Source organism: Streptococcus nidrosiense (genome assembly GCF_042140045.1).
Classification (GTDB): domain Bacteria; phylum Bacillota; class Bacilli; order Lactobacillales; family Streptococcaceae; genus Streptococcus; species Streptococcus nidrosiense.
The window spans coordinates 1,009,518-1,021,827 of record NZ_CP152419.1; the positions used below are offsets into that span (position 1 = coordinate 1,009,518).

Below are 12,310 nucleotides of genomic sequence, written 5' to 3' on the forward strand. Positions count from 1 at the left end.
AATGATTTCTATTATTGAGAAAAACTATTTTAAAATTAATCTGGTATTTTTATCAGTCATATCTTTTTATTGTATGGCAGGACTAATTGTTCCACTTCAATTCATTTCTGCTAATAAATTTGTTACCCTAGGCATGACTCTGATGGGAGTTTTACTGGGTTTATATAATTTCTTTGTAAAAAAAGCTTATTTATTTGTGAGAAAAATTGAGTATCTAATTCTCTTTTTTGCCATGAATATTATCACAAGTTTACTGGTGATTAAGTATGGCTTTTCAACGAATATCAAGAACTTAGTAGTATTCTTTATCTATTTCTTTGCTATTTATCCAATTTTTCAGACCTTTACCAAAGAAAAGTCTCGACTTTTGTTTAACTTATTCTTCTCAGTGATTACTGTAGCTAATACTGTGGGAGTTTTCATTTCTCTTGTTCAATTCTTTATGTTGATTGGTTACAGAGTTTTCGACTATAAAGGCTTGTTAATTCGTCAAGGATTTGTTGAATCCCGTTTATTTGGTATTTTAGCAAGTCCTAATTATTTATCGATTATCTCCTTAATTATTATTATTTACTTAGGGATGAGGCTAACTTTCTTCAGTAAATTTGTTAAAACCTTAGCTATTTCATCCATTCTTCTTAATTTCGCTTATATCGTTTTATCTGGTTCAAGAACGACCTACATCTGTTTGGTTGTGGCCGCTTTTCTATATTCTTTGGTGAAATTTGACTTCCGTAACAAGCTAAAATCTTTTGTCGCTGTATTGTTAACAGTTGGACTAGTATTTTTATCTTATAATGGTGTCAAGTACAGTAGTGATCTGTATTTGAAAGCTCACTCAGCTGAAATTCAACGAAATAAGGAAAAAGGTGAAAACAATAATTTGACTTTGGAGCGAACTGATACCAGCGAAGAAAATATTTCCAATAACCGCTTTGCTATTTGGCAATCGACAGCCTCGTTCATTCCAAAGAGACCTCTATTTGGTTACTCAGCAGGAAACTGGTATGAATTAGGGAAAACTTATGATGCAAGTGCATATATCATTAAACAACATTACTTAACTCACAATGGATACCTAGAGTTATTATTCTATAACGGAATCTTTGGTATCGTGCCGATCGCTATTTTCATGCTCTCATTTATCTTTGCAAGTCTTAGAAAATTCAAAAAAGACAAAGAGGAAGATAGAATTGATCATGAGCTTGTTTCAGGATTACTGATGACCGTCGTTATCTTGATTTCTAACTTATTCTTGAGTTCAACCTTCTATGGTATCTCATTATTAGGTTGTATTCTGTTTATAATCTCAGGCTATTATTTCTCTGTTATTTCTAAAAAGAGAGATGGATACAGAAAACTATCTGAAGAAGAGATTAAAGAAGTAGAATTAGGGGTAATGGATTATATCCACAATCTCTGTGAAAGAGAGAATATTAGTTATTCTTTGGCTTATGGAACTCTATTAGGATCCGTTAGACATAAGGGCTACATCCCTTGGGATGATGATGTTGATATCTCATTGAAACGTGATGAGTATGACAAGTTATATCAAGCAGTTCTACGGGACAATGACCCTATCTACAAAGTAGTATCTTGGGAAAATGATGCTCGCTATCCTTATCCATTTTATCGAGTATATGATGCTCGTACCGTTTATGAGAATAACTATATTGAAAATGATATCGATTTAGGAATTTGCGTGGATGTTTTCCCATTTGATTATTATGCTGATGTCAATAAAGAGATGGTTAAACTAGATACCTATCGTAGACTTTCTGTTTATACTCTCTATGGTATTCATAGTAAAAATGCTGGATTTAAGAATCTTGTCAGATATCTATTAGTACTTGTTTTCCGTTTAACAAGAGTTAAAACTTGGAATAAAAAAATGAACATTCTCTCAATGCAGGCTAATGATAATGATTCTATTGATTATTTGATGGAAAATAAGAGAACTTCTACAAAATTTGAGAAGACGCTGCTTGATAAAGTAATGGACAGCCCATTCGAAGATAGAATTTATAAAATTCCAGAAGCTTCTCACCAGATCTTATCAGCTATCTACGGTGATGATTTTATGGAAATTCCACCAGTTGAAAAACGAGTGAAACATGATGATTTTGTCGCTTATATAAAAGAGGTGTAAGACGTGTTACAATGGTTAAAAAGAAGTTTGGCAAGTCTTTTAGGGGACAAGAAAGACCTCATCAAGAACTTACCAATCATTAAAAGTCTCAATGACAAAGCGAACGTTGAATTGGACTCCAAAAGAAGTGAGTTGTTAAAAGACAACTTTGAAGAGATTCTTCAAACGATTTATAGTTCTCCTTTAAAAGATTATGATATTTGGTTGGATTTTGGGACTCTATTAGGCTTTTTTAGAGAAAATGATTTTATTAGCCATGACCTGGATATGGATTTTGGCATCATTATTCCAGATTATCAACGCTTTGTAGAGGATGAACAATATCTCTTGGAAAGAGGTTTTTCAAGAACCAAAGAATTTTATTACAATGAACAATTGGTAGAACTATCATACAGCTTTAAAGGTTTGAATGTAGATCTTATTGTTTATGATAAAAAAGGGGAAACAATCTCCTCCGATACGATTTTCTTTATGATTAATGCTTTGGGAGTACCAACTCGTCATGAGGTCTATCATTACGAATTGCCATTCAGTCAATTACAAGTCGCAAACTTTAAGGGCGTAGATGTGAAAATTCCAGAGAATACTAGAGACTATATCAGTCACTTGTATGGAGCTGATTTTGAAACTCCAAATACCAATTATAATTGGAAAGAAAATCCAATCTATAAACAAGGTGATGCCAACTTTGCTCGAGTTGTTTTAAAGAAATAAGCTAAGTACACTTACAAATGAATTACAAAGTCTATTTGTGAATGACACCAGATAAGTTTTAAGGAAAGAAGTGATAGATTTGAAAAATTTAAAGAAGACAATCTTATTTAGTATTATACTTTTGTCAGTTACTGCCAGTCACTTGCAAGCAGTAAAGGCAGACACTATCTCAGCAGGTTCTGGGAATCGTATTCACTTTATCAATACCAAGGGAGCTTCAGGAAGTGATGCCATTCTATTGGAGAGTAATGGACATTATGCCCTAATTGACATGGGGGGAAGATTATGATTTTCCAGATGGAACGGATCCGCGTTATCCAAGCCGAGTTGGTATTACAAGGCAAAATGAGCTTGTTTTGGAAGATAGATTATTTCGCCATTTAAATCGACTAGGTATTCAAAAATTTGATTTTATCTTAGGAACCCACGTCCATAGTGATCATATCGGTGGCGCAGATGAGATTCTAAAACGTTATCCAGTCGGAAAACTTTATTTAAAAAAATATACTGATGAGAGAATTACAAGTAAGTGGCGTTTGTGGGATAATCTTTTTAATTATGATAATGCACTCAATGTTGCCCGTGAAAAAGGAGTAACTATTGTTCAAGATATTAAGGAAGAAGATAGTCGCTTCAAATTGGGTGATATGGATATCCAACTCTATAATTATAAGAATGAGTATGGTACGGATGGCAAATTGAAAAGAGTCTATGATGATAATTCGAATTCCTTGGTTGCAGTAGTGACTGTTGCAGGGAAAAAGATATATCTTGGTGGTGACTTAGATAATGCTGAAGGTGCTGAGGATAGATTAGGTCCAGAAATTGGCAAAGTAGACATGATGAAATGGAATCATCATTATGATGCTCAAATTTCAAATACCATTCCTTTTTTAGAGTCACTTTCACCTAGTATGGTTGTGCATACATCTTCTTATGATGCAAATCTGGCTTCAACAAGAGATTATCTAAAAAAGAAGAATATTCAAGTAGTCCATGCTTCTAGTCTAACTAAGGATGCGACGGTATTTAATATTGCTGATTCTGGTTTTACAAATGTTTCTGATTATTTCCCAGATATTCCTACAGTATCTGAAGGATGGTATCAAGAAGATGGTTACTGGAAATATCGTCTATCAGATAATGAAATGGCCATCGGATGGAGAAAGATAGATAATGTCTATTATTTCTTTAATGGAAAAGGTCAGATGCAGGCAAGTAAATGGATTCATTTAAATGATAGTAGAGAAAAGCTGGAAGGCAACTGGTATTATCTAAATAGTAGTGGGAAGATGCAGTATGAGGGCTGGTTCAAGCAAGATGGTTCTTGGTATTATATCAGCTCGACAGGCGCTAGACTCTATAATGAATTAGCTGAAATAGGTGGCAAAAAGTACCTATTTGATAAAGATGGTAAAATGCTTACTGGCTCACAAGTCTTTAATGGTAAGAAAATGTTCTTTGCAAGTAGTGGGGCATTACAGTCAGATGAGACAGGCTCTGGATGGCAAAAAATTGAATCAAACTGGTACTACTTTGATGAAGAAGGAAAACAAATAGTTGGTAAAAAAGAAATCAATGGAGTAACCTACTACTTTGATAATAAGGGAGTTATGCAAACAGGTTGGGCCTTGATTGAAGGGCATTGGAACTATTTTGCAAGTTCCGGAGCGATGAAAACAGGCTGGATCAAGGATAAAGATACTTGGTATTACTTAGATAAAGAAGGTGTCATGCTAACTGGGCTCCAAGAGATCGAAGGTACTCGCTATTATCTCAATGCAAGTGGGGCTATGCAAACTGGCTGGAAATGGTTTGACAATCATTATAGCTACTTCACAAGTAGTGGAGCAATGAAGACAGGTTGGCTCAAAGATAAGGGTCTTTGGTACTATCTAGATAAAGAAGGTATCATGCAAACTGGCCTACAAGAAATTGAAGGTGCTCGCTATTATCTAAATGCAAGTGGGGCTATGCAAACAGGTTGGAAATGGTTTGATAATCATTATAGTTACTTCACAAGTAGTGGAGCAATGAAGACAGGCTGGCTCAAAGAAAATGATCTTTGGTATTATCTAGATAAAGAAGGCATCATGCTAACTGGTCTTCAAGAAATTGATGGCACTCGCTATTACCTCAATGCAAGCGGAGCGATGCAGACTGGTTGGAAATGGCTTGATAATCATTACTACTACTTTGCAACTAGCGGAGCTATGAAGACAGGCTGGTTCAAAGATAAGGACACATGGTACTATCTAGACAAGGAAGGCATCATGCTAACAGGTCTTCAAGAGATTGATGGCTCTCGTTATTATCTCAATACTAGCGGCGCAATGGAGACTGGTTGGAAACAGTTGAATGACAACTGGTACTATTTCCAAGCAGATGGTTCACTTCTAAGAAATGGAACAACACCTGATGGCTACAAGGTCAATCAAGATGGTATTTGGAGCTTAAATCCTGTAAAAGAGGAAGAAGTTCAGGGAGATCAAGAAGATCCTAAGAAGGATTCTGATAAGCCGGTAGATAAGGAAGAAAAATCAGCAGATGCCCAAGAAACTTCGACTTTGAAGGCAGATAAAGAATAAGTGCTTTCTACCTCATACTAAGTCTTTGAGAAAGTTCCCTATGTGCTAGTATTTCAGTAACTACCTAGCTTTCTCATGAAATAGTATTTATATACATCTCAAAGAATCGATCAATGTTTTTAGAATGAGAATATTGATCAACTTTGGGATGTTTTTTGATTCTTTACCCCTAAATTGTTGAAAAAATTCTCTTAGTCTTCAAATCGAAATATTTTGATAAGAAATTTTAAAAAACACCGATTAGATAAATAAGAAAAATTATGGTATAATAAAACGATACAAAAAAGGAGTATATATGGACATTTCAGAAATCCGTCAAAAAATTGACGCCAATCGTGAAAAATTAGCTTCTTTTAGGGGGTCTCTTTGACCTCGAAGGGTTAGAAGAAGAAATTGCCATTTTGGAAAACAAAATGACAGAACCTGATTTTTGGAACGATAATATTGCGGCCCAAAAAACGTCGCAAGAATTAAACGAACTAAAAAATACCTACAATACCTTCCATACCATGGAAGAGTTGCAGGATGAGGTTGCAATCTTACTAGACTTTTTAGCAGAGGATGAGTCTGTTAAGGATGAGTTGGTGGAGAAGCTAGCTGAGCTAGATCAGATGATGACTAGCTACGAGATGACCTTGCTCTTATCAGAGCCTTATGATCATAATAATGCTATTTTAGAGATTCACCCAGGATCTGGTGGAACAGAAGCCCAAGACTGGGGCGATATGCTCCTTCGTATGTACACTCGTTATGGTAACGCTAAAGGCTTTAAGGTTGAAGTCTTGGACTATCAAGCTGGTGATGAAGCAGGAATTAAGTCGGTGACCTTGTCTTTTGAAGGGCCAAATGCTTATGGACTTCTCAAGTCAGAAATGGGAGTTCACCGTTTGGTACGTATCTCACCATTTGACTCAGCTAAGCGTCGTCACACCTCGTTTACTTCTGTAGAAGTTATGCCAGAGTTGGATGATACTATTGAAGTTGACATCCGAGAAGATGATATCAAGATGGATACTTTCCGCTCGGGTGGAGCAGGTGGACAAAACGTCAACAAGGTTTCAACAGGTGTCCGCTTGACCCACATTCCAACAGGGATTGTTGTTGCATCGACTGTTGACCGTACTCAGTATGGAAACCGTGATCGTGCGATGAAGATGCTTCAGGCAAAACTCTATCAGATGGAGCAGGAAAAGAAAGCTGCGGAGGTAGATGCCCTTAAGGGGGATAAGAAAGAAATCACATGGGGAAGCCAAATCCGTTCCTATGTATTTACCCCTTATACCATGGTGAAGGATCACCGTACCAGTTTTGAAGTTGCGCAGGTAGATAAGGTCATGGATGGAGACTTAGATGGTTTCATCGATGCCTATCTAAAATGGCGTATTAGTTAAAAGAAAGGAAGTCACATGTCGATCATTGAAATGAGAGATGTTGTCAAAAAGTATGACAACGGGACAACAGCCCTACGTGGCGTCTCTGTAAATATTGAACCAGGAGAGTTTGCCTATATCGTAGGTCCTTCAGGTGCAGGTAAGTCAACCTTTATCCGTGCCTTGTATCGTGAGGTTAAAGTTGAAAAAGGAAGTTTGCAGGTTGCAGGTTTTAACCTCGTGAAGATTAAAAAGAAAGATATTCCGCTCCTTCGTCGTAGTGTTGGAGTTGTCTTTCAGGATTACAAACTTTTGCCAAAGAAAACCGTTTATGAGAACATTGCTTACGCAATGGAGGTTGTTGGTGAAAGCCGTCGCAATATCAAAAAACGTGTTATGGAAGTTTTGGATCTTGTTGGTTTAAAACACAAGGTTCGTTCATTCCCTAATGAATTGTCAGGTGGTGAGCAGCAACGTATCGCCATTGCTCGCGCTATCGTAAACAATCCTAAAGTTTTGATTGCAGATGAACCAACAGGTAACTTGGACCCTGATAATTCATGGGAAATCATGAACCTTTTGGAGCGCATTAATCTTCAAGGGACAACTGTTTTGATGGCCACTCACAACAGCCAAATCGTAAATACCTTGCGCCACCGTGTCATTGCCATCGAGAATGGTCGTGTGGTTCGTGACGAAGCGAAAGGAGAGTACGGATACGATGATTAGTAGATTTTTCCGCCACCTATTCGAAGCTTTAAAGAGTTTAAAGCGTAATGGGTGGATGACCATTGCTGCTGTGAGTTCAGTAATGATTACCTTGACCTTGGTTGCTATTTTTGCCTCAGTTATCTTTAATACTGCAAAATTGGCAACGGATATCGAAAACAACGTACGCGTCATGGTTTATGTCCGTAAAGACGTTGAAGACAATAGTGAAACCATCGTCAAAGAGGGCCAAACAGTTACAAACAATGATTACCACAAGGTTTATGATGCCCTCAAGTCTATGCCAGCTGTTAAAAGTGTAACTTTCTCAAGTAAAGAAGAGCAGTACCAAAAGCTGACTGAAACCATGGGTGACGAGTGGAAGGTTTTTGAAGGAGATGCCAATCCTCTTCATGATGCCTACATCGTAGATACTAATTCACCAAGTGATGTGAAACCAGTCGCTGAAGAAGCTAAGAAAATCGAAGGAGTTTCGGAAGTTCAAGACGGTGGTGCCAATACGGAGCGTCTCTTCAAGTTGGCTTCCTTCATCCGTGTTTGGGGATTGTTCATTGCAGGACTCTTGATTTTCATCGCGGTCTTCTTGATCTCAAATACCATTCGTATCACTATCATTTCACGTAGTCGTGAAATCCAAATCATGCGTTTGGTTGGTGCTAAAAACAGCTACATCCGTGGCCCATTCTTGCTAGAAGGAGCCTTTATTGGTTTGTTGGGAGCAGCTCTTCCATCAGTTCTGGTTTACTTTATCTATAACCGAGTATTCCAATCTGTCAACCCATCCTTGGTTGGACAAAACCTATCCTTGATTACCCCAGATACCTTTATTCCACTGATGATCGGTCTTTTGTTCCTCATTGGAATCTGTATCGGTTCACTTGGTTCAGGAATCTCAATGCGCCGATTCTTGAAAATCTAAGTAAGATAGTTTACTAAAATCTATAAAAGTGGCTCTTTGTCAACTGTAGTGGGTTGAATAAAAAGCTAACATCTGGAGAGGACAACGATTGTCCTCTCCATTTTTATATTCAGAGCGATGAAAATTCGTTTCTTAAAGTTATCAAAGTTCCTAAAACCAAAAGCATTTCGTTTGATGAGTTTAATGAGATTATTGGTTGCTTCCAATTTGGCGTTGGAATAAGGCAATTGAAGGGCGTTGACAATTTTCTCTTTGTCCTTGAGAAATGTCTTAAAGACAGTCTGAAAAAGAGGATGAACCTGCTTCAGATTGTCCTCAATAAGTCCGAAAAATTTGTCAGCTTCTTTATTCTGGAAGTGAAAAAGCAAGAGTTGATAGAGATTATAGTGGTGTTTCAAGTCTTCTGAATAGCTCAAAAGCTTGTCTAGAATCTCTTTATTCGTTAAGTGCATGCGAAAAGTAGGGCGATAAAAACGTTTATCACTCAGTTTACGGCTATCTTGTTGGATGAGTTTCCAATAGCGCTTGATAGCCTTGTATTCATGAGATTTTCGCTCAAATTGATTCATGATTTGGACACGAACCCGACTTATAGCTCGGCTTAAGTGCTGAACAATGTGGAAACGATCAAGTACAATTTTTGCATTAGGAAAAAGCTGTTTAGCCAAGTTATAGTAAGGACTAAACATATCCATAGTAATGATTTTCACACGACATCGGACCGCTCTATCGTAGCGAAGAAAGTGATTGCGGATGATAGCTTGTGTTCTTCCCTCAAGAACAGTAATGATATTGAGCTGATCAAAATCTTGTGCGATAAAACTCATCTTTCCTTTGGTAAAGGCATACTCGTCCCAAGACATAATCTCTGGAAGACAAGAAAAATCATGCTTAAAGTGAAAGTCATTGAGCTTACGAATGACAGTTGAAGTTGAAATGGATAGCTGATGTGCAATATCAGTCATAGAAGTCTTTTCAATCAACTTTTGAGCAATCTTTTGGTTGATAATACGAGGAATTTGATAATTCTTCTTAACGATAGAGGTTTCAGCGACTATCATTTTCGAGCAATGATAGCACTTAAAACGACGCTTTTTAAGAAGAATTCTGGTAGGCATACCAGTCGTTTCGAGGTAAGGAATTTTCGACGGTTTTTGAAAATCATATTTCTTCATTTGACATCCGCACTCAGGGCAAGACGGGGCGTCATAGTCCAGTTTAGCGACGATTTCCTTGTGTGTATCCCAATTGATGACATCTAGAATCTGGATATTAGGGTCTTTAATATCGAGTAGTTTTGTGATAAAATGTAATTGTTCCATATGATTCTTTCTAATGATGGTTTGGTCGCTTTTCATTATAGATCTTATGGAACTTTTTTTCTACACAAAAATAGGCTCCATAATATCCATAGGGGATTTACCCACTACAAATATTATAGAGCCATAAAAGTAGGATACCATCGAGGCTTGACCGAGTCTGATGGTCCTACTTTTTATGTTGAACTTATAAAGCAGTTGCTTGCCAATTTTTGGGAAACAGTGTATGATAGGAAAGGACCTTTTTGCTAAAAGAGTGATAGGGACTAGATGAAAGATATCTTTTATCTCTAGAGTAATATCTAGCTCTTTTGACTTAACATAAATAATGAATGAGGATAAAATGAAACAATTTTTGGAAAAAGTGAGTATACTTTCCCTGTCGTTAGTATTGATCACATCATTTTCTATATCAAGTGCCCTACCAGCCATGTTTGACTATTATCAGGGCTACTCAAAAGGCCAGGTCGAACTCTTGGTCAGCCTTCCATCCTTTGGGATTATGGCTATGCTGTTATTGAACGGAGTTCTTGAGCGTATTTTCCCTGAACGTCTCCAATTGACTCTGGGACTTTTGATCTTGTCAATCAGCGGTATCGCTCCCTTCTGGTATCAGGGCTATTACTTTGTCTTTGCTACACGACTACTCTTTGGGATTGGAGTGGGGATGCTGAACGCCAAGGCCATCTCTATCATCAGTGAACGTTACCATGGCAAAACTCGTATCCAGATGCTTGGTTTTCGTGGGTCAGCTGAGGTAGTGGGAGCCTCTATCTTGACTCTGGCAGTTGGTCAACTCTTGACCTTTGGATGGACTGCAACCTTCTTAGCCTATGCAGCAGGTCTAGTTGTTCTTGTACTCTTCCTTCTCTTTGTCCCTTATAACAAAGAAGAAGTTCATGAGTCCAAGCAAAAGACAGAAGAAGCAACCAAACTAACTCGCTCCATGCTACAGCTGATTTTCTTCCTTGCCATTGGTGCTGCTGTGATCGTGTGTACAAATACTGCCATTACCTTCCGTATTCCTAGTCTCATGATTGAGGCAGGCTTTGGAGATGCTCAGTTGTCTAGTCTGGTACTCAGTGCCATGCAGTTGATTGGGATTCTGGCGGGAATTAGCTTTTCTTTCCTCATCTCTGCCTTTAAGGAAAAATTATTATTGGTTGCGGGTGTAACCTTTGGTATTGGGCAAATCATCATCGCTCTTTCCCCTTCTCTTTGGGTTGTCGTTGCAGGTTCTGTCTTAGGAGGATTTGCCTATAGCATTGCCCTTACGACAGTCTTTCAGTTAATTTCTGAGAGAATCCCAGCAAAGCTCCTCAACAAAGCAACTTCTTATGCTGTTTTGGGATGTAGTTTTGGTGCCTCCTTAACACCTTTTGTTCTTTCAGGAATTGGCTTAGTAACAACGAATGGTCGAATGACCTTTATCATTCTAGGAGCATGGATGATTGCGACATCAGTCCTTGTTTCTCTCCTATTGAAAAAAGAAGCTTAACAAAAAGAGGCTGAGAAAAAATCTTTACAATCAGAAAAACGCATAATATCAGGTGTTGAAAAGCCTTGATACTATGCGTTTTATTTTTTTCATTTTCTGATAATACTCTTCGAAAATCAAATTCAAACTGCGTCAACGTCGCCTTGCCGTATATATGTTACTGACTTCGTCAGTTCTATCCACAACCTCAAAGCAGTGCTTTGAGCAACCTGCGGCTAGTTTCCTAGTTTGCTCTTTGATTTTCATTGAGTATAAAATTGAGTTTTTGATCAACTTTTTTTAGTGATTAGGCGAACATTTGCCAAAAGTAATCAATGATATAGGTCAAGCCGTATGTGTAAACGACCAGGGTAAAGGGCTTGGTCATAACGATGATAGTCATGTAACGCTTGAAGCTCATCTTGGTTAGAGCTGCCAGCATACAGAGAAAGTCCGCTGGACTAACCGGCCAAATCATCATAATGATAAAGAATCGATCAAAGCGATTACCCTTGTCTAACCAACCGATGTACTTATCATAGGTGCGCTTGCTGACGACAGACTGAACAAAGGGTGCTCCGTAGAGGCGCACCAGGTAAAAGATAATCGCACAACCTATGACAATGCCGATATAGTTGTAGATCGTTCCGATGATGTGACCGTAGATAAAGACACCTGCAACGGATGTCAGAGCACCAGGAATGATAGGAACAACCGTCTGCAATATCTGTAAAAAGATAAAGAGTGGTGGTCCCCAGATACCGGCCTGTTGGATAAAGGCAGATAGGGTTTCCTTGGAATGCAAAACTCCAGCCTGATAGGCCCAGATACAGAAAATCAAAGTACCAACTCCACCGATGATGGAAGAAATATTAATTGCTTGCTGTAGAAGGGGAGAAACAGCTTTCATTTGTTTATCGTGTGACATGTAAACTCCTCTTGAGTAGTATGATTCTACTATACCATATTTTAAGGAGAAAGACTATATGGGGTACTTCATGTGACTTTGCCTCAAGTATGGTAAAATGGGAATAAGAAAATGACC

General features: G+C 37.9%; 8 protein-coding genes and 1 pseudogene. 7 read left to right on the top strand and 2 right to left on the bottom strand.

Going from position 1 to position 12,310, the window contains the following annotated elements:
• Position 1: 1 nt before the first annotated feature.
• The 6 genes and pseudogenes from AAFQ93_RS04870 to ftsX all read left to right on the top strand — a co-directional run bounded on the left by AAFQ93_RS04870 (position 2) and on the right by ftsX (position 8,469).
• A complete protein-coding gene (locus tag AAFQ93_RS04870) occupies positions 2-2,149 on the top strand; it encodes a LicD family protein (protein WP_375554819.1) in 2,148 nt (715 codons plus the stop codon).
• Between the two features lie 3 nt (positions 2,150-2,152).
• A complete protein-coding gene (locus tag AAFQ93_RS04875) occupies positions 2,153-2,863 on the top strand; it encodes a LicD family protein (RefSeq protein ID WP_075227501.1) in 711 nt (236 codons plus the stop codon).
• Between the two features lie 79 nt (positions 2,864-2,942).
• A pseudogene (locus AAFQ93_RS04880) lies at positions 2,943-5,451 on the top strand (MBL fold metallo-hydrolase).
• A gap of 295 nt (positions 5,452-5,746) precedes the next feature.
• A protein-coding gene (prfB, locus tag AAFQ93_RS04885; protein WP_148130293.1) for a peptide chain release factor 2 occupies positions 5,747-6,842 on the top strand; the annotation gives its coding sequence in 2 pieces (ribosomal slippage) (positions 5,747-5,818 and positions 5,820-6,842; 1,095 coding nt in all).
• Positions 6,843-6,857: 15 nt separating this feature from the next.
• Positions 6,858-7,550 (top strand): cell division ATP-binding protein FtsE, encoded by a 693-nt coding sequence (gene ftsE, locus AAFQ93_RS04890; protein ID WP_223338957.1) that lies wholly within the window; start codon positions 6,858-6,860, stop codon positions 7,548-7,550.
• Entirely contained in the window at positions 7,543-8,469 is a 927-nt protein-coding gene (gene ftsX, locus AAFQ93_RS04895) for a permease-like cell division protein FtsX (RefSeq protein ID WP_371620412.1), read from the top strand. Before ftsE ends, ftsX begins: the two co-directional genes overlap by 8 nt.
• 65 nt (positions 8,470-8,534) lie before the next feature.
• On the opposite strand, the gene AAFQ93_RS04900 is transcribed toward ftsX, so the two are convergent.
• Complete coding sequence (locus AAFQ93_RS04900) at positions 8,535-9,791, bottom strand: ISL3 family transposase (RefSeq protein WP_375554820.1); 1,257 nt, start codon at positions 9,789-9,791, stop codon at positions 8,535-8,537.
• 340 nt (positions 9,792-10,131) lie between these two features.
• Between AAFQ93_RS04900 and AAFQ93_RS04905 the strand changes: the two genes are divergently transcribed.
• Positions 10,132-11,286 (top strand): MFS transporter, encoded by a 1,155-nt coding sequence (locus tag AAFQ93_RS04905; protein WP_375554821.1) that lies wholly within the window; start codon positions 10,132-10,134, stop codon positions 11,284-11,286.
• A gap of 286 nt (positions 11,287-11,572) precedes the next feature.
• On the opposite strand, the gene AAFQ93_RS04910 is transcribed toward AAFQ93_RS04905, so the two are convergent.
• Complete coding sequence (locus AAFQ93_RS04910; protein WP_375554822.1) at positions 11,573-12,193, bottom strand: TVP38/TMEM64 family protein; 621 nt, start codon at positions 12,191-12,193, stop codon at positions 11,573-11,575.
• Positions 12,194-12,310: the final 117 nt, after the last annotated feature.

What these genes read in the sequence shown, in the direction of transcription:
- AAFQ93_RS04870 (WP_375554819.1), top strand. Translation starts at nt 2, where the DNA reads ATGATTTCTATTATTGAGAAAAACTATTTTAAAATTAATCTGGTATTT.
- ftsE (WP_223338957.1), top strand. Translation starts at nt 6,858, where the DNA reads ATGTCGATCATTGAAATGAGAGATGTTGTCAAAAAGTATGACAACGGG.
- ftsX (WP_371620412.1), top strand. Translation starts at nt 7,543, where the DNA reads ATGATTAGTAGATTTTTCCGCCACCTATTCGAAGCTTTAAAGAGTTTA.
- AAFQ93_RS04900 (WP_375554820.1), bottom strand. Translation starts at nt 9,791, where the DNA reads ATGGAACAATTACATTTTATCACAAAACTACTCGATATTAAAGACCCT.
- AAFQ93_RS04905 (WP_375554821.1), top strand. Translation starts at nt 10,132, where the DNA reads ATGAAACAATTTTTGGAAAAAGTGAGTATACTTTCCCTGTCGTTAGTA.
- AAFQ93_RS04910 (WP_375554822.1), bottom strand. Translation starts at nt 12,193, where the DNA reads ATGTCACACGATAAACAAATGAAAGCTGTTTCTCCCCTTCTACAGCAA.